Below are 17,643 nucleotides of genomic sequence, written 5' to 3'. Positions count from 1 at the left end.
ATGAATGTACTTGTGATTGGAAGTGGTGCCCGAGAACATGCGCTTGCCTGGGCGATTGCAAAGTCGTCCACACTGCGACGACTGTTTGTCGCCCCCGGCAACGCCGGGACCGCCGAAATTGCCAACAACGTTTCCATCCACGCCACCGATCTCCCCGCCCTGGTCAGGTTTGCGCGGGAAAACCATATTGACTTTGTGGTGGTAGGACCTGAACAGCCCATCGCCATGGGCATTCAGGAAGCCCTGGCCGAGGAAGGGATCCCCTGCCTGGCCCCAACGCAGGACGCAGCTCAGCTGGAAGCAAGCAAGGTCTGGGCCAAACAGTTCATGGAACGTCATGGAATCCCCACGGCGTTTTTCCAGGTGGTGGAAGACCCCTCGTCCATACCTGATGTGGTGGAACGGTGGGATCCTCCGGTGGTGGTGAAGGCGGACGGGCTTGCAGGCGGAAAGGGTGCGTTCATCGTGCGAAACCGGGACGAGTTCAAGGAGACCCTTGAGCGGTTGCTCGTGGAAAAGGCGCTGGGAGAGGCCGGTCGCCGGGTGGTGGTGGAGCGCTTTCTCACCGGCAAAGAAGCGTCCCTGTTTGTTCTGTCGGACGGAAGAATGTTCCGGCACTTTGGGGAAGCCCGGGATTACAAGCGTTTGCTGGACGGAGATGAAGGACCCAACACCGGGGGAATGGGAGCCATTTCACCGGTTCCGGACACCGATCCGACCATCCGGGCGGCCATTTATGAAGATGTGGTGTTCCCTACGTTTGAAGGCCTGCGAAAGGAAGGCATGGCCTATCTGGGATTCCTGTATTTCGGGCTCATGCTCACGGAACAGGGACCGTTCATGCTGGAATACAATGTTCGTCTGGGGGACCCCGAAGCCCAGGTGCTTCTGCCCCGGTTTCAGGGGGACTTCCTGAAAGTTCTTGTTGCTGCCCGGGAAGGGGATCTGGAGGAAACCTGGTTTGAGCTGGACCCGGGGACGTTTGCCGTGGGGGTGGTCCTGGCAAGCGAAGGCTATCCGGAACGTCCGAAAACGGGACGGGTGATTGAGGGGTTGGACGACGTGCGATCCATGGAAAATGTGGTGGTGTTCCACGGGGGAACCCGGATGGAGGATGGGAAGGTCGTCACAGCAGGAGGCCGGATCCTCACGGTGGTGGGGCTCGGAGGGAGCATGGAGGAAGCTCGCAAACGGGCGTATGAGGCGGTGGAAAAGATCCACTTTGAGGGCATGCATTACCGGAAGGACATCGGACAGCTATGAAGGTTCAGGAAAAGGTCGCCATTCTGGACTTCGGGTCGCAGTACACCAAGCTGATCGCCCGGCGGTTTCGTGAACTCCAGGTCTATTCTGAAATTCTTCCTCCGGATGCTCCCCTGGACGACCCGTCCATCCGGGCGGTGGTCCTTTCGGGAGGTCCACGGAGCGTGTATGAGCCGGGTGCCCCCCGTCCCCATCCTTCCCTGTGGACACGAAACCTTCCCATCCTTGGGGTGTGCTATGGCCTTCAGCTCATGGCCCATGAACTGGGAGGACGGGTGGTTTCGGCGGAAAGCCGGGAATACGGCCCTGCCGAGCTTGAGGTGATCACCCCGGGTGTGCTCTTTGAAGGGCTCCCGGCGCGCTTTCGGGTCTGGATGAGTCATGGCGACCGGGTGGAAGCCCTGCCGGAAGGATTCATCCACACGGCCCGCACGGAGGCCACACCCTTTGCCGCCTTTGAACACCCGGAGCGCCGTCTGTTTGCCGTCCAGTTCCACCCGGAGGTGTCCCACACACAGTATGGCCGTGAAATGCTTGAACGGTTTGCCTTTCGGGGCGCTGGTCTTTCCCCATCCTGGAAACTCGCCGATTTTCTCAGGGAGAAGGAACGGGAGATTCGGGAACAGGTGTGCGATGCGGGGGTGCTTCTCGCCCTGTCGGGCGGAGTGGATTCTTCCACCCTTGCCGCCTTTCTCCACCGTGTGATCCCGGATCAGCTCTATGCGGTGTTTGTGGACACCGGGCTTCTCAAAAAGGGGGAACGTGAGCGGGTGGCACGGACGTTCGCCCTTCTTCGCCACCTCCAGATCGTGGACGCCCGGGAGCGGTTCTTTGAGCGTCTTGCCGGCGTCACCGATCCGGAGGAGAAGCGGAAGATCATCGGGCACACGTTCATTGAGGTGTTCCGGGAGGTGGCGCAAAATCTTCCGGGAAACGTCCGGTTCCTCGCCCAGGGCACGCTGTATCCGGATGTGATCGAAAGCGGACATTCCACCGGTCCTGCCGCGACCATCAAAACCCATCACAACGTGGGGGGGCTTCCGGAAGAGCTCGGGTTTGAGCTTCTGGAACCCTTCCGGGAACTGTTCAAGGATGAGGTGCGGGGTATTGCCCGGATGCTGGGGTTACCGAAGGAAGTGGTGACCCGTCATCCCTTTCCCGGCCCCGGTTTTGCCGTTCGGATTCTGGGAGAGGTCACACCCGACCGGGTGGCCCTCCTTCAGGAGGCGGATGCCATCATTGAGGAAGAAACCCGGAAGGGCGGGTATTATGAGCACCTCTGGCAGATTTTCCCGGTGCTCATTCCCCTTTCCACGGTGGGGGTCATGGGGGATGCCCGGACCTACGCCTGGGTTCTGGCCATTCGGGCCGTGGTGAGCGAAGACGGCATGACGGCGGACTGGGCCCGTCTCCCCCATGCCCTGCTGGATCGGCTGGCCGTTCGTCTTGTGGGTGAGGTGAAAGGGATCAATCGGGTGGTGTATGACATCACGAGCAAACCCCCCGCAACCATAGAGTGGGAGTGATGAGCTGGTATCGCTTTGAAGTGTTCTGGATGGAACGGGTGGATGAGCCGCCCACCAACGTGTATGAGACCCCGGAGGCCCTGGTGGTGGAACTGGCGCTGCCGGGGATTCCCGGGGAGGCCGTTGAGATTGTGCTTGAGGATCGGGTTCTGCGGGTGACCACCGGGGAACGCAGATTTCCGCCCGTTCGCCGGTTTCTCCGCATGGGGATTCCGGCAGGACCCTTTCGTTTTGAGATGAGAGTCCCCGGGGGATTTGATGTGGACGGCATCGAGAGCCGCCTCGCGGACGGGATCCTCATCCTGATCATTCCTCGAAAACCCCCCGTCCAGATCCCTGTTCAGGAAGGAGAACACCATGAGTGAGACGCCTCAGGATCTGATGGAAGCCATGACCGAAAAAGAGATTCTTGAACTTCCGGTTCTTCCCCTGCGGGGAGGTGTGCTTTATCCGGGTATTGCCCTTCCCATCATGGTGGGACGCCCATCCTCCCGGAAACTGGTGGATGAACTCCTTTCCCGGGGGGAGAAGATCGTGGGGGTGGTGCCCCAGAAAGATCCGGAGATCGAGGATCCTTCCCCGGAGGATCTTTACACTGTCGGGGTTCGGGCCCGGATTCTCCGGATGCTCCGCCTCCCCGGAGACGTCATGCGGGTGGACATCCAGGGGCTGGACCGCCTGCGCGTCCTGGAATGGGTGCAGACGGAGCCGTATCTCGTTGCACGGGTGGAGATCCTTCAGGAGCCTCCCCTGGAGAAAACCCGGGAAACGGAAGCCCTTCAGCAGTCCCTGTATCAAAGTGTCCAGGAAATTCAGCGTCTTTCGGAAGACGGCCTCCCGGATGAATTCATCACGGCCGTGCTCAACACGACCGACCTTGGAAACCTGGCCGATCTCATCGCCACCCACATTCCCTTTTCTCTGGAGGACAAGGTCCGGATCCTGGAGATTCTGGATCCCCGGACCCGTGCCCTGGAGGTCCTGAAGCTCCTTCAGCGGGAACTGGAGGTGCTTCGCCTCTCCCGCAAGATCCAGGAGGAAGTCCAGAGCGAAATCTCCCGGGGACAGCGGGAATATTTCCTGAGGGAACAGCTCAAGGCCATTCAGAAAGAGCTCGGCATGATGGACGACCGGGAGCGGGAACTCGCCGAGCTCCGGGAGGCGATCGAAAAGGCGGGGCTCCCGGAACACGCCCGGGAGGTGGCCCTCAAGGAATGGGAACGCCTCCGGTGGATCCAGCCTGCCTCCCCCGAATACAACGTGGTTCGCACTTATCTGGACTGGATTCTGTCCCTCCCCTGGAACGTGGAAACCCGGGATCGGCTGGACATTCGCCGGGCCCGGAAGATCCTGGATCAGGACCACTATGACCTGGAGCGGGCGAAAGAGCGGATCCTGGAGTTCCTGGCCGTCCGCAAACTCAAAAAGGACGTCAAAGGCCCCATTCTGTGTTTCCTGGGACCGCCAGGTGTGGGGAAAACGTCCCTGGGACGGTCCATCGCCCGTGCTCTGGGGCGAAAGTTCGTTCGCATTTCCCTGGGGGGCGTCCGGGACGAGGCAGAGATCCGGGGCCATCGCCGGACCTATATCGGCGCCCTTCCAGGACGGATCATCCAGGCCCTGAAACAGGCCGGTTCCCGCAATCCGGTGTTCATGCTGGATGAAATTGACAAACTGGGGATGGATTTTCGGGGCGATCCGGCGGCGGCTCTGCTGGAAGTGCTGGACCCGGAGCAGAACCACAGCTTTTCGGATCATTATCTGGAAATTCCCTTTGACCTTTCCCGCGTCCTGTTCATCGCCACGGCCAACATGGTGGACACCATTCCCGCCCCCCTCCTGGACCGGATGGAAGTGATCGAAATTCCGGGCTATGTGGATGAGGATAAAATCCAGATCGCCCGCCACTATCTGATCCCCCGGGCGCTCAGAGAGAACGGTCTGGAAGGGGTTCGGGTCCGCTTCTCCAGAAAAGCCCTGCTCGAAATCATCCGGGGCTACACCCGTGAAGCCGGGGTAAGAAACCTTGAGCGGGAACTCCACCGGGTGGCCCGCCGAATCGCCATGCGTCTCACCACGGAGGAGTCTCCTCCGGACGTGTTTTCCATCACGGCCCGAAACCTGCACGCCTATCTGGGGCCCCGCAGGTTCCCGCCGGACCTCGTGCGTCGCCGGAGTGAAGTGGGGGTCGCGCCGGGTCTTGCCTGGACGCCGGTGGGTGGAGAGGTGCTGTATGTGGAGGCCCTGAAAATGCCGGGGGGCAAACAATTGACCCTGACGGGCCGGATCGGCAAGGTGATGGAGGAATCGGCACAGGCGGCCCTGTCCCTTCTGCGGGCACGGGCTCCCCAGTATGGCATTCAGGAAGATTTCTTTGAGCGATACGATTTTCACATCCACATTCCCGAGGGGGCCGTGCCCAAAGACGGACCGTCGGCCGGGATCACCATTTTTATCGCCCTGTGCTCCCTCCTTCTGGATCGTCCCCCGCGGGAGGGACTGGCCATGACGGGAGAAATCACCCTGACCGGACGAATTCTCCCTGTGGGGGGCATCAAAGAAAAGGTGACCGCGGCTCACCGGGCGGGCTACCGGGAGATCCTCCTCCCCCGGTTCAACGAAAAGGATCTTGAGGAGATCCCGCAGCACATCCGGAAAGACATCACGTTCCACCTGGTGGATTCCGTGGATCAGGCGTTCAGGATCGTGTTTCCATGACGGATCGGGGGCTTCTCCTTCTGTCATTTGTTCTGGCGGGGGGACTGTGGTTTCACGCCAAAACGGAAGAGGTCTACACCCTTCGCCGTCCCCTGGTTCTGTCCATCTCCGGACTGGACACCTCCCGTTATGTGGTGGTGGAGGTGGAGCCGGACACGGTGTGGGTGGAACTTCAGGATCGCGGAAAGGTCCTTCTTCTCCATGCCTTTGCCCCTCCTCCCGTCTATTCGCTGCGTCTGTCCCGGGCGCGGCTGGGCCGCAACGCCTTTTCACTGGAGCCGGAGAACATCCGGTTCGCAGCGGATCCGCCGGCCGGTGTGCGGGTGATTCCACCGAGCATTCTCCTCACCGTGGACCGTATTCGGACCCGTACAGTGGAGGTGGAGGTGCCCCTCCGGGTGTCGGAAGGGCTGGTGGTTCTTTCCAGGGCGGTGAAACCTTCCCGGGTGCGTGTTCGGGGACCCCGAACGGTTCTCAACACGCTCGGTGCGGTGATCACCGAAACGCTAATCGTTGCCGATTCGGGGGTTCGGGACACCGTTCTTCCTCTCCTTTCCCCACCTCTCAGCCGGGTGGACCCCGAAAGCGTTCGGGTGAGCGTTCAGGCGACTCCTTCTCCTTCCACCCCGTGACGGACCCGGCCTGGACAGGCCAGCCCAGTCCCTCTTGACAGGTCACCCCCGGACTTGCACAATGGATGGCGAACAACAAAACAGGGAGGAGAATCATGATCTGGATGATGATCGCCGTGTCCGGAATTCTGGTCAATCCCGAAGGTCAATCCATCGGTCATGTGGAGATCACCCCCACCCCTCATGGGGTCATCCTGACGCTGGAGGCCACCCTGCCCCAGGGAACCCACGCCCTCCATATCCACGAAAAGGGTAACTGTGCTCCTCCCGACTTCAAATCGGCCGGAGGACACTACAATCCGTCTGGAAGCGAACACGGATGGCTGAACCCCAAAGGATTCCACGCAGGGGATCTTCCGAACATTCATGGGGTGGCGGATACGTTCGCGGTGGAGCTTTTCATCCCCTGGCTTTCGGAGAAAGACTTTGCGGAGGCACGGGCGGTGGTGATCCACGAAGGGCCGGACGATTACAAATCCCAGCCCGCAGGAGCCGCGGGCAAGCGCATCGCCTGCGCCGTTCTGCGCTAACGCCCGAGCAAAAGCCCCAGAAAAGCGAAAACCAGCAGAAACTTCAGTCCCCGGGCTGATCGGGCGCAGGAGGGGGGTGTGGGGTAGGTGCGAAGGAGGAGAACAAGTCCCCCGAGACCGTACCCTCCAAGGGTGAGCCCGAGATAGCCCGGTCCCCCGAAGGCACCCCGGAGAGAAGCAAGGACAACCAGAAGAATCAGGAGGAGGTGGAGGGAGCGGGCAAGGTTCAGGGTGAATCGGGGCCCCCGAACCAGCGGAACCGTCCGGTAGCCCGCTTCTCTGTCTCCTTCCCGGTCCGCACAGTCTTTCACAAGTTCCCTCACCAGGTGGAAAAGAAGGGAAAACCCCGTAACCCACAAAAGACGTTCGTCCCGGGTGTGGCTCACAAGAAGCAGAAAGGGAAACACCCCCGAGGCCGCCACGGCCACCATCAGGTTTCCTCCAAAGGGCCACCGCTTTCCGAAACGGTTGTACACCCACGTCCACATCAGCATCGCTGCGACAAACCCAAAAGCAGGAATCCCCAGAGGAAGGGAGCATCCCAGGGCACCCGCGGCCAGGAGAACGCGGAACCAGCGGGCAGCATGGAGGGAGATCCTCCCCTGAGGAAGGGGGCGTTCCGGGTGAACCCGCCGGTCCACCCGGAAGTCCACCACGTCGTTGTCCACATTCCCGAAACCATATGCAAGCATAATCACGCCCAAACTCCAGGCGAGGTGCTGGAGAGGCAGGGAAATCTCTCCGATGGCCATTCCCAGCAGGAAAGCAACACACCCGATCAGACCGTTTCCCGGGCGCATCAGCTCCACAAGAGCCGCAAGTTTCGAAATCACCGTTCTCCTCCCCGATAGGTAAAGGTGGCGGACGGCGCGACCCATCCGTCCTGACGGGCCACCAGGCCTCCCGAAAGGGTGAGCACGCCGCCGTCCAGCTCGAACACCCCTGAAAAGGAAAGACGGAGTTCCAGACCCCGGGGAAACGCCCGATACCAGCTGGGCTGATGGGTCTCGTGGTACCACCCTTCCACGTTCGCCTGGAGTCCTCTCCATCGTAACGCATATCCGATTCCCCCGCCCGTGTGTTCGGCGTTCAGGGTGCCACTGCGCCGGTCATAGGCCCCCAGAAGGGACCATACCCCTCTGCGCAGCCGGAAAGATGAAGAGAAGACCTCGGCCGCCAGCATTCCCTCCGTTCGGCTGTAGGAGGCCTGAACTGCCCCCCACGACGAAGACCAGAAGGCCTGAACGTCCCGGAAGCGTTCCCCTCCGCTGGATTCCGTCCAGCCCACACCGCCCCGGGCTCCGGCGAGTTCAAGCCGGATCTGGAAACGGTTTTGTTCGTCCCACAGCAAGGAGGTGGTGAGGAGACCGAACTGCACCCGATGGCGCTGAATCACGGTGGGTCGGGTGGAATAGGTGTATCGTTCCGGAAACAGGCTCCATTCTCGCCTGTGCTCTCCCCGGAGAGTGCCCCGGCACCATCGGAAGGTGCCCTGGAAGGGTTCACCCCCCACATACAGGGCTTCCAGACGGCTGCAGGCCCTGCGGGCCTGAAGCCGGAGTTCTTCCCGTGGCTGGCCGTTCTGGAGGCGAATCCCGGCATCCATCCGGAATTCACTTCCCTCAAACCGGAGCCCCCCGAACACCAGGGTGTCCAGGGGAGAGACCGTCGTTCGTCCAACCAGAAAGAGGCCCTTCCCTGCAGCCACGCCGGCATCCGCCGCGGCAGACAGCGTGTTCTCCCGGATCCCGCTGGTCTGAACCCATCCCCACCCGGACCGGGCGGAAAGATCCCATCGTCCCTCTCCCGTTTCGGGGGCCCCTTCCCCTTCCAGGTGAAGCCCGGCCACATGCAGGGCTCCGCCCACCCACCGGGTCCACGGCCCCGGCTGGAAGGTCCCCGCGTGGAGGCTGGTGTCCCGAACACCGCCCCACACACGAAGAGATGAGTTCCCCACCTGAATCCGTCCCGAAGATGCGGTTCCTCCTGGACGGGAAGCCCCCCAGACTTCAAGCCCCAGGGCGTTCGTTTCTCCTATCACACCGAGCAGGGTTTCTTCCCCGGATGCGTCCAGTCGGGCCCGGTGGGTTCCTGCCCCCGGCCCCACATACCGGAATCCTCCGAGGGCCGGATCAAACCGATAGTCCCCCTGTCCTTCCCCCACCGGAAGAAACACGGGCTGGACCTTTCCCAGCCCCGGGCCCACATAGACAAAAATGCCTCCGGAGGTGTCATAGGCCGCCTGACTGATACGGGTCGGGAGGGCATGCATCAAAATGGCCTGACTCCAGGCCATCCGGGCCTCCAGACCGGCCACCAGCTGATGGGAGGCAAGGGGGAGCCGGATCAGGAGGCGATCGCCGGACAGAATGTCGGGAAATCCCTCCAGCCAGAGACTTCCGTCGGGTTCAATCCGATAGGCATCCCGGGGCAGAGGGCGTCCCCGCCACCAGACCTCAATCTCGGAGGGATCCTCCACCACGGGGAGGAGATAGGGGCCCCGGACCCCCGACTGGAGGTTGACCCAGAGTTCGGTTTTCCGGCTCCTCGTTTCACCGCCCCACACCGTGAGGGTGCGGCTGGAGGCTTGGAGCCCCATCACCCGAAGGTCTCGAACGGGGTTCACCGCAAAGAGCCCACCGGAGAGAACGGCTCCGGGGGTTGCATAACGGATCCGGGCTTCCTGAAGATCTTCCAGCGCCCCCATGCCGCCCGATAGTCCGGAAAGGCGAATCTGAAGGGTCCCGGATGGGAGGGTGTCTTCCAGAATCAGCCGGTCCGGCGTGAGAACCATCCGGTCGGGGGAATACGAAGAACCCGCGCGCGGATCCCCTTGAGCAAGGGTGTCCGGGGGGAGGGGCGACACAACGAAAAGGCGGTGGAAAGCAGGACCCAGCAGGATCAACCAGAGTGCGCCCACGTGCACCTTCCTTTCCCGGGGACGGACCGGTCAGGCGGCCACACCAAAATGGAGGCGATAGAAGAGGGCATACCGTCCGTTTCGGGCAAGGAGTTCCTCGTGGGTTCCTTCTTCCACGATTTCACCACCCTCCAGCACAAGGATCCGGTGCGCCCGGCGCACGGTGGAGAGCCGGTGGGCAATGAGTAGGGCGCTCCGGTTTTCAAGGAGCCGGTCCAGAAGACGCTCCACCCGCTGCTCGGTGAAAGAGTCCATATGACTGGTGGCTTCGTCAAAGATCAGGATACGGGGGGCAAACAGATAGGCCCGGGCGATGGCCACGAGCTGTTTCTCCCCGGACGCAAGGCCCTCCCGCAGATCCCGGAGCCCCAGGTCTTCCAGGACCTGGTGGACCTTTTCTTCCGGAAAGTTCGCAAAGAGGGTCACGTTCCTGACCGGATCCCCTTCGATGTGAAAGGTGTCCTGGGCCACCCATGCAATCTGCTTCCTCCACCAGGCGAGGTCGAGTTCTGAGAGAGGGACGCCATCCACAAGGATCTCGCCCCGCTGAGGGGTGTAGAAGCCAAGGAGCAGGTTCACAATGGTGCTTTTGCCTGCACCGGTGGGGCCCACCAGGGCCACTTTCTCCCCCACGTTGAGGCGGAAGGACACCCCCCGGAGGACCCACTTCTCCGGTTCATACGCAAACCACACATCCCGGAACTCCACCTCTCCCCGGAAGGACTCAAGGATGCGCCCACCTTTCCGTTCGGGCGGGGTGGACAGGAGATCGTGGATCCGCTGGGAGGAAGCCAGGGCCGACTGATAGATGTTGAACTTTTCGGCAAGATCCTGGATGGGGGTGAAGAGCATTTTGATATAGTCCAGAAAGGCCACCAGGGCACCGAAGGTGAGGAGTCCCCGGATCACCTGCCCGCCCCCGATCCAGAGGATGATGGCGGTGGCCAGGGTGGGCATGAAGGAAATGGTGGGACGGAAGATGGAGAACAAGCGGATCTGTTCCAGATAGGCATCCAGGAGTTCCCGGTTGATGACAACGAATCGTCTGTAGGAGAAGGGTTCGGCCAGGAAGGACTTGAGCACTTCAAGACCCGACAGATGTTCCTGGACGAAGGCGTTGAGCTGGGCCAGGAAACGGCGGACGGCAAGATAAGCCCTGCGGAGCTTCACCTGAAAGACATAGCTCAGGACGAGAAGGGGAGGGATCAGGGTGAGGAGGGCGAGGGTGAGGGGCGTGTTCATGAGAAACAGCATGACAAGGACCCCCACGATGAGAAGAACGTCCTTGAAGAGAACGGGCAGAACGGTCACATACAGCTCGTTGAGGGCGGCCACGTCGTTGGTGGCCCGGGTGACCAGGCGGCCCACCGGGTGCCGCACGAGTTCCTCCACCGGCATGTCCAGGAAATGCCGGATGATGTCCTCCCGGATCCGGGCCATGATGTGCTGTCCGATGGCCTGGAGACCGTAGGTCTGGATCACAGAAAGCACAAGCACCAGAACGAGTGCACTGAGATACAGCCCTCCATACCGGAGCAACCCGCCATACACCGCATCCAGGGGGATCTCCCCCCGCATCCCGGGCACCACCGCCCGGTCAATGCCCTCCTTGATCCAGTAGGGGAGGGTGAGTTCCACCAGCGTGAGAAGGAGGGTGAGGAGGGACAGGAGGACAAAGGAAAGGGCATGGGGGCGGAGATAAGCCACCAGCCACGCAAGAATCTGGATTTCCCGGCGATCTCGCAGGTTCATCCGCAGAAAACCCATCTCCGCCCCCTCCGGTTTTTATTCATAGGGCCCCAGCATGCTCCGGGGATCCAGCACTTTGGCCGCCTCCTCCTCGCTCAGGATGCCTTCTTCCACCACCACCTGCCGGACGGTTTTGCCTTCTTTATAGGCTTTATAAGCCACCTGTGCGGCCCGGTCATAACCGATTTTGAGCGCCAGCGGAGTCACCAGCGCCATGCTCCATTCCACCAGTTCTTCGCAGCGTTTCCGGTTGGCCTCGATGCCCACCACGCACTTGTGGGTGAAGGTTTTCACGCCGTTCGTGAGGATGTGGATGGACCAGAGCACCTGGTGGGCGACGAGGGGTTTCATGATGTTGAGCTCCAGGGGGGCGTTCTGGCCGCCAATGGTCACCGCAAGGTGCGCTCCCATCACATATGCCGCCACCTGGATGATCATCTCGGGAATCACGGGATTGACTTTTCCGGGCATGATGGAGCTTCCGGGCTGAAGGGCGGGAAGGGTGATCTCGGCAATCCCGGTCCGGGGACCACTGGAAAGGAGACGCAGATCGTTGCCGATTTTCATCAGACTCACGGCAAGGGTGTTGAGGGCGCCCATCAGTTCCACCATCGCATCCCGGGCGGCCAGGGCTTCAAAGCGGTTTTCGGCCTCCTTGAAGGGAATCCCCGTGCGCTCGGCGATTTTCCGGATCACGCGGGGTGGGAATTCTTTGTGGGTGTTGAGACCCGTTCCCACCGCCGTTCCACCCAGGGCGAGTTCCTCCACATGGGGCAGGGTGTTTTCGACCCGACGAATGCCGTGGGCGATCTGGGTGGCGTAGCCCGAAAACTCCTGCCCGAGGGTCATGGGAACCGCATCCTGAAGGTGGGTTCTCCCGATTTTGACAACGTCTTTGAACTCTTCAGCTTTCTTTTCCAGGGCCTGATGGAGCTCACGAAGGGCTTCAAGGAGCTTTTCGAGTTCCAGACGGGCAGCAATATGGATGGCGGTGGGGATCACGTCGTTGGAAGACTGCCCGCGGTTCACGTGGTCGTTGGGGTGAACGGGGTTGCGGCTCCCGAGGGGGGACCCCAGGATCTCGTTCGCCCGGTTGGCAATCACTTCGTTGGCGTTCATGTTGGACGAGGTCCCCGAACCTGTCTGGAAAACATCCACGGGGAAATGATCATCCCACTTGCCTTCGATCACCTCTTCGGCAGCCTGGATGATGGCGTCGGCGATCCGGCGGTCCAGCAGACCCAGTTCGGCGTTCACTTCGGCGGCATACCGTTTGATGAGCCCCAGGGCCCGGATGAAGGGTCGGGGCATCCGCCAGCCAGAGATGGGGAAATTTTCCACGGCGCGCTGGGTCTGCGCACCCCAGTAGGCCTGTGCCGGCACCTGAACCTCTCCCATGGAATCCTTCTCAATGCGAACATCGGACATGGCTGAACCTCCTGTTGATGAAACAGGGCCTAAAAACAAACACCCCCCACCGGCAGGATGGGGGGTGTGGAATCACGAAAAGCGGAGCAGATTATTTCTGGAAATACGCCCGGTTCTTTTCAATGAAATCCTTCCACTTGTCCGGAACCTCGTCCTCGGGGAAGATGGCCTGAACCGGGCAGGCGGGTTCGCAGGCGCCGCAGTCGATGCAGGCTTCCGGATCGATATAGAGTTGCTCGGCCGACTCAAACTCGGGCTCATCCGGCCGGGGATGAATGGCGTCCACAGGGCAAACTTCCACGCAGGAGGTGTCTTTGGTCCCGATGCAGGGCTCCGTGATCACATAGGCCATCGCAACCCTCCTTTTGAGTTTGGGTGAACGCTACAATCATACAGTGAAGGTCCCATATCGTCAACATCTCGCATGGCCTTGTTCGAAACGACGGGAAATCGCGATTTTGGGTTCGCTGAAGTGCAGAATTTTGCTTGCTTCAGATGGAAAAGAAGCCCTTCCCCCCTGAAGGTTCGCGGTCTTTTCCCCACAATATACGCCAAACACGGAGGCGAGCGATGAGCACCTATAACCCGAGGGACATTGAGCCAAAGTGGCAGAAATTCTGGGAAGAGCGCGGACTGTATCGCACCCCTGATTTTCCTCGAAAACCCAAATATTACGTCCTGGAGATGTTTCCCTACCCCTCCGGCGGCGATCTGCACATGGGCCACCTGAAAAACTACACCATCGGGGACGTGGTGGCCCGCCTCAAGAAAATGGAGGGGTTCGAGGTCCTTCACCCCATGGGCTGGGACGCCTTTGGTCTCCCGGCCGAAAACGCCGCCATCAAGTTCGGTGTGCATCCCCGCGAGTGGACCTACAACAACATCGCCACCTTCAAACATCACCTGAAACTGGTGGGACTCTCCTATGACTGGGACCGGGAGATCGCCACGTGCGATCCCGACTATTACCGCTGGACCCAGTGGCTTTTCCTCTATCTTTATCACCGGGGCCTCGCCTATCGAAAATCGGATTTCGTGAATTACTGCCCCTCCTGCAAAACGGTTCTGGCCAACGAACAGGTGCTGGAGAACGGAACCTGCGAACGGTGCAAAACACCCGTGGAACGGCGGGAGCTGGAACAGTGGTTTTTCAAAATCACCGCCTATGCCGAACGCCTCCTGCAGGATCTCAACAAACTTCGGGGAAAATGGCCGGAGTCTGTGATCCGGCAGCAGGAAAACTGGATCGGGAAGAGCGAGGGAACAGAGATCCACTTCCTGGTCAAATATCCGGAGGTTCGCCTGCCGGTGTTCACCACCCGGGCGGACACCCTCTTCGGGGTGACCTTCCTCACCATTGCACCGGAACACCCCCTCCTTAAAAAGCTTCTTCCCGTGATGCCACCGGAACACCGGAAAAAGGTGGAGGCCTATGTGGAAGAGGCGCTCCGGAAATCGGAGCGGGAACGGACGGAAAAGAAAGAAAAAACCGGGGTGTTCACGGGGCTCTACGCCCGTCATCCCTATCTGGACACGCCCATTCCCATCTGGGTGGGTGACTATGTGCTGGCAAGCTATGGAACGGGGGTGGTGATGGGGGTTCCGGCCCACGATCAGCGGGACTTTGAGTTTGCCCGCAAACATGACCTTCCCATCCGGGTGGTGATCCGCCCCGCAGACGGGGATCCTCCCGACCCCGCTTCCATGACCGAGGCTTTTGAGGAGAAAGGGGTGATGGTGAATTCCGGTCCCTTCACGGGGCTTTCCTCCGATGAAGGGATCCGGGCCATCCAGGAAGACCTGAAGAAGCGGGGCCTGGGGGGACCGGCGGTGAGCTATCGCCTGAGGGACTGGCTCATCAGCCGGCAGCGCTACTGGGGTGCCCCCATTCCCATGATCCACTGCCCCCGGTGCGGGATCGTGCCGGTTCCCGAGGAGGATCTGCCCGTCCTCCTTCCGCCCAACGTGGAAAACTACCAGCCTACCGGACGTTCCCCCCTTGAGGATGTGCCCGAGTTTATCGAGACCACCTGTCCCCGGTGCCACGGTCCGGCCCGCCGGGATCCGGACACCATGGACACCTTTGTGGATTCGTCCTGGTATTTCCTCCGGTTCATTGACCCCCACAACGACCAGGCTCCCTTTGACGTGGAGAAGGTGAAGGCCTGGATGCCCGTGGACCAGTATATCGGTGGTGCGGAACATGCCACCAAGCACCTCATCTATGCCCGGTTCATCACGAAAGTCCTTCACGATGGGGGACTGGTTCCGGTGGACGAGCCCTTCGATCACCTGTTCACCCAGGGGCTGGTGCTCAAAGGCTTCTATTATTGCCCCCGATGTCTGCGGGTGGTGGGAGAGGGCGAGGTGTTTGAGGAGAACGGCACGGCCTATCACAAGGTGGAGGGAGAGAAACACGCCCTGGAGTGGCGGGTGGAGATGATGAGCAAGAGCCGGGGGAACATTGAACCGGTGGGGGCCTTTGTGAAGCAGTATGGAGCGGATGTGGCCCGGGTGGCCATCCTGTTTGCCGCACCCCCGGACAAGGATTTTGAGTGGACGAGCGGGATCGTGGAAGGGGCCCGCTCCTTCATCCAGCGGGTGTGGCGTCTCTTTATGGATCACATGCCCCAGCACCCTCCGGAGAGCGTTCCCGAGGGAGTGAAAGGAGAAGAACGCAAACTCCTCATCGCCCTGCATCAGACCATCCAGGGAGTCCGGCAGGATCTTGCCCGGTTTTCCTTTAACACGGCCATTGCGAAACTCATGACCCTGCTCAACACGCTGTATGACACACCCGTGAAAGACGCTCCGGTGTTTGCCCATGCCCTCCGGACGTTCGTCCTGCTTCTTGCTCCTTTTGCCCCCCATCTTGCGGAAGAGCTCTGGCACCGGATGGGCTATGAAGACAGCGTGTTTGAGCATCCCTATCCAAAGGAAGATCCGCGCTACACCGTGGCGGACGAGATGGAGATCCCCGTTCAGGTGAACGGGAAACTCCGGGCGGTGATCCGTCTGCCCCGGGGGGTGGACAGGGAAACCGTGCTGGAAGCCGCCCGAAAGGACGAACGGGTGGCCCGTCACCTCGAGGGGAAGGAAGTTGTGAAGGTGGTGTATGTGCCGGAGAAACTGGTGAACTTCGTGGTGCGGGGATGAAGAGACTCACGCGCCTCCAGATGGAAAATGCCTTCCTTCTCACGCTCACCCTCCTGGTGATGGTGGGAGGCTATGCCTTCTTCCGTTCGGGGTATTTCACGTCCGAACGTCTTCCCTTTGCCCAGGAAATTCTCCTGATTTTCCTTGGATCCATCGTGACCATTCTCATCACGGCCCTTCTTCTGAACAAGCAGACCCTGGTGGAACTCCAGAAGGAGCAGAATCTCCGGTATTTCGAGCTCAAGGCGCAGACGTTCCTGGATTTTTTTAACCGGCTTGAAGAGCTGGTGCTCCGTCGTGACGTGAAGGATGCGGATCTCGTTCATCTCTGGTTTGTGACCCATCGCCTCGCCGTGGTGGCCAGTCCCCGGGTGCTTCAGGAATATCAGAAATTTCTTGAGGTGTTCAACCGTGTGGCCTGGGATCGCCATCTCACAGAGGAAGATGCCAAAACCCTTTCCGAAGCCCTGGCACGCCTGACGCTCGAAATTCGAAAGGATCTGATCGGGGAAATGGATCGCTATTCGTCCTTTTCTGCAGAAAACATCCGGGAGATCATTTTGCGCAACGAAGCGCTCGCGACGTTTCTGAAGCTTCAGAACGCGGGTTGATGGGCGTCCTTCTCCTCAAGGAATTCCTCCAGACCGTTCGGGAGTGGCGAGCCCTGGCCCTGGTGTTTCTCACCCCCACCCTGTTTTCCTGGCTCACCGCCTGGGCCCTTGAACGGGCGTTTCGTTCCGAAGAGATCCCCGCCCTTCCCCGTTACCGCCTGGTAATTTATCCCTCCGATACCCTTCCTGAACCGGTTACCCGGCGGTTCCGGGTGGTTCCGGTGGAAGACCCTCAGCAGGCTGTCCTGAATCGTGCAGGCGAGATCGGACTGGTTCGCGCGCAGGACACCTTCAAGGTGTTCTACCGGAAGGACGATCCTCAGTCCCTGGACGCCTTTCAGGCTCTCCAGACCCTTCTGGAAGACCTCAAAGAGCAGGACCTGAAGGCCTTTCTTTCCGGTGCGGGCTATCGCCCTCCCTTTGAGATCCTCCCCGTGGCGGTGGGAGGCAAGGCGGAGGAGGCCGCAAACCCCTGGGCTCGACAGATTCAGCGTTTCTCCACCCGCTTTATCGTGTATCTGGCTGTGGTGTTTCTCCTCATGGCGTCCATGCAGATCGCCACGGATCTCTCCATCGGCGAGAAGGAACGGGGAACCATGGAGCCCTTTCTTGCCACAGGTGTATCGCGGGAAGGGATCGTGATGAGCAAGATGGTGATTGCCTCCCTGGCGGGGATGATCGCAGCCGGAATCGTGCTTTTCAATCTGCGGAACCTGCAGTTTGGCTCTTCGTCGTCTCCTGAAGCCTGGCGTCTTGTTGCGGTGTGGGTTCTGTTGCTTCCCGCAGGCCTTGTGAGCGCCCTGTCCTTTCTCCTTGTGGGAAGTTTTGCCGCGTCCATCAAAGAGGCACAGGCACTGAACGGACTGGTGATCACCATCTATTTTGGTGCGGTCTCTCTGTCCGCCCTCCCCTTCAGCCTGCCCTTTGTGAACGTGCTTCCCATCGGTTCCCTGACCCATTATCTGAATCTGTTTCTGGCCGGCTTTCCGGTGGGACAGGCCCTGGGTCTCAGTGCGGGACTTCACCTGATCTGGGCGCTGCTGCTCTTTTGGCTTGCACTGTCAGTCTATCGGAGGGGATGGCTGTGGCTTCGCTGAGGGAACCGGTTCT

At 60.6% G+C, this 17,643-nt stretch carries 14 protein-coding genes; 9 read left to right on the top strand and 5 right to left on the bottom strand.

What is annotated here, in order from left to right:
- The 6 genes from purD (at nucleotide 1) to AC6HU3_RS01480 (ending at nucleotide 6,669) form a co-directional block, all read left to right on the top strand.
- On the top strand, nucleotides 1-1,263 hold the full coding sequence (purD, locus tag AC6HU3_RS01505; protein WP_497474042.1) for a phosphoribosylamine--glycine ligase: 1,263 nt from the start codon (nucleotides 1-3) through the stop codon (nucleotides 1,261-1,263).
- On the top strand, nucleotides 1,260-2,789 hold the full coding sequence (gene guaA, locus AC6HU3_RS01500) for a glutamine-hydrolyzing GMP synthase (protein WP_497474041.1): 1,530 nt from the start codon (nucleotides 1,260-1,262) through the stop codon (nucleotides 2,787-2,789). Before purD ends, guaA begins: the two co-directional genes overlap by 4 nt.
- Complete coding sequence (locus AC6HU3_RS01495; protein ID WP_497474040.1) at nucleotides 2,789-3,154, top strand: Hsp20/alpha crystallin family protein; 366 nt, start codon at nucleotides 2,789-2,791, stop codon at nucleotides 3,152-3,154. Before guaA ends, AC6HU3_RS01495 begins: the two co-directional genes overlap by 1 nt.
- Nucleotides 3,147-5,507: an endopeptidase La gene (lon, locus tag AC6HU3_RS01490; RefSeq protein ID WP_497474039.1), complete on the top strand. Its 2,361-nt coding sequence runs from the start codon at nucleotides 3,147-3,149 to the stop codon at nucleotides 5,505-5,507. Before AC6HU3_RS01495 ends, lon begins: the two co-directional genes overlap by 8 nt.
- Complete coding sequence (locus tag AC6HU3_RS01485; RefSeq protein WP_497474038.1) at nucleotides 5,504-6,139, top strand: CdaR family protein; 636 nt, start codon at nucleotides 5,504-5,506, stop codon at nucleotides 6,137-6,139. The genes lon and AC6HU3_RS01485 overlap by 4 nt, the downstream gene beginning before the upstream one ends.
- 95 nt (nucleotides 6,140-6,234) lie before the next feature.
- Entirely contained in the window at nucleotides 6,235-6,669 is a 435-nt protein-coding gene (locus AC6HU3_RS01480; RefSeq protein WP_497474037.1) for a superoxide dismutase family protein, read from the top strand.
- Here the strand turns inward: AC6HU3_RS01480 and AC6HU3_RS01475 are convergent.
- From AC6HU3_RS01475 to AC6HU3_RS01455, 5 genes are all read right to left on the bottom strand, one after another.
- Nucleotides 6,666-7,502 carry a UbiA family prenyltransferase gene (locus AC6HU3_RS01475; RefSeq protein ID WP_497474036.1) on the bottom strand — a complete coding sequence of 279 codons (837 nt, stop codon included), beginning with the start codon at nucleotides 7,500-7,502 and terminating at the stop codon, nucleotides 6,666-6,668. The two genes, AC6HU3_RS01480 and AC6HU3_RS01475, sit on opposite strands and share 4 nt — an antisense overlap.
- Nucleotides 7,499-9,589 carry a hypothetical protein gene (locus AC6HU3_RS01470; RefSeq protein WP_497474035.1) on the bottom strand — a complete coding sequence of 697 codons (2,091 nt, stop codon included), beginning with the start codon at nucleotides 9,587-9,589 and terminating at the stop codon, nucleotides 7,499-7,501. Before AC6HU3_RS01470 ends, AC6HU3_RS01475 begins: the two co-directional genes overlap by 4 nt.
- A gap of 30 nt (nucleotides 9,590-9,619) precedes the next feature.
- A complete protein-coding gene (locus AC6HU3_RS01465) occupies nucleotides 9,620-11,356 on the bottom strand; it encodes an ABC transporter ATP-binding protein (RefSeq protein WP_497474034.1) in 1,737 nt (578 codons plus the stop codon).
- Between the two features lie 18 nt (nucleotides 11,357-11,374).
- Nucleotides 11,375-12,766, bottom strand: a complete 1,392-nt coding sequence (locus AC6HU3_RS01460; protein WP_497474033.1) for a class II fumarate hydratase — start codon at nucleotides 12,764-12,766, stop codon at nucleotides 11,375-11,377.
- 91 nt (nucleotides 12,767-12,857) lie between these two features.
- Nucleotides 12,858-13,118: a 4Fe-4S dicluster domain-containing protein gene (locus AC6HU3_RS01455; protein WP_497474032.1), complete on the bottom strand. Its 261-nt coding sequence runs from the start codon at nucleotides 13,116-13,118 to the stop codon at nucleotides 12,858-12,860.
- 218 nt (nucleotides 13,119-13,336) lie between these two features.
- On the opposite strand from AC6HU3_RS01455, the gene leuS reads away from it, so the two are divergent.
- From leuS to AC6HU3_RS01440, 3 genes are read left to right on the top strand one after another with little or no spacing between them, the layout of a single operon-like run.
- Nucleotides 13,337-15,922, top strand: coding sequence for a leucine--tRNA ligase (gene leuS, locus AC6HU3_RS01450; RefSeq protein ID WP_497474031.1), 2,586 nt, complete (start codon nucleotides 13,337-13,339; stop codon nucleotides 15,920-15,922).
- Complete coding sequence (locus tag AC6HU3_RS01445) at nucleotides 15,919-16,533, top strand: hypothetical protein (RefSeq protein ID WP_497474030.1); 615 nt, start codon at nucleotides 15,919-15,921, stop codon at nucleotides 16,531-16,533. The genes leuS and AC6HU3_RS01445 overlap by 4 nt, the downstream gene beginning before the upstream one ends.
- On the top strand, nucleotides 16,533-17,630 hold the full coding sequence (locus tag AC6HU3_RS01440; protein WP_497474029.1) for an ABC transporter permease: 1,098 nt from the start codon (nucleotides 16,533-16,535) through the stop codon (nucleotides 17,628-17,630). Before AC6HU3_RS01445 ends, AC6HU3_RS01440 begins: the two co-directional genes overlap by 1 nt.
- Nucleotides 17,631-17,643: the final 13 nt, after the last annotated feature.

The organism is Caldifarcimen microaerophilum, assembly GCF_055387105.1.
Note: the sequence above shows the minus strand (reverse complement) of the source record. Positions and strands in the feature narration are given on the sequence as shown.

Bases quoted from the DNA above. Each gene is read 5' to 3' on its own strand.
- purD (WP_497474042.1), top strand. From the start codon at position 1: ATGAATGTACTTGTGATTGGAAGTGGTGCCCGAGAACATGCGCTTGCC.
- guaA (WP_497474041.1), top strand. From the start codon at position 1,260: ATGAAGGTTCAGGAAAAGGTCGCCATTCTGGACTTCGGGTCGCAGTAC.
- AC6HU3_RS01495 (WP_497474040.1), top strand. From the start codon at position 2,789: ATGAGCTGGTATCGCTTTGAAGTGTTCTGGATGGAACGGGTGGATGAG.
- lon (WP_497474039.1), top strand. From the start codon at position 3,147: ATGAGTGAGACGCCTCAGGATCTGATGGAAGCCATGACCGAAAAAGAG.
- AC6HU3_RS01485 (WP_497474038.1), top strand. From the start codon at position 5,504: ATGACGGATCGGGGGCTTCTCCTTCTGTCATTTGTTCTGGCGGGGGGA.
- AC6HU3_RS01480 (WP_497474037.1), top strand. From the start codon at position 6,235: ATGATCTGGATGATGATCGCCGTGTCCGGAATTCTGGTCAATCCCGAA.
- AC6HU3_RS01465 (WP_497474034.1), bottom strand. From the start codon at position 11,356: ATGGGTTTTCTGCGGATGAACCTGCGAGATCGCCGGGAAATCCAGATT.
- AC6HU3_RS01460 (WP_497474033.1), bottom strand. From the start codon at position 12,766: ATGTCCGATGTTCGCATTGAGAAGGATTCCATGGGAGAGGTTCAGGTG.
- AC6HU3_RS01455 (WP_497474032.1), bottom strand. From the start codon at position 13,118: ATGGCCTATGTGATCACGGAGCCCTGCATCGGGACCAAAGACACCTCC.
- leuS (WP_497474031.1), top strand. From the start codon at position 13,337: ATGAGCACCTATAACCCGAGGGACATTGAGCCAAAGTGGCAGAAATTC.
- AC6HU3_RS01445 (WP_497474030.1), top strand. From the start codon at position 15,919: ATGAAGAGACTCACGCGCCTCCAGATGGAAAATGCCTTCCTTCTCACG.
- AC6HU3_RS01440 (WP_497474029.1), top strand. From the start codon at position 16,533: ATGGGCGTCCTTCTCCTCAAGGAATTCCTCCAGACCGTTCGGGAGTGG.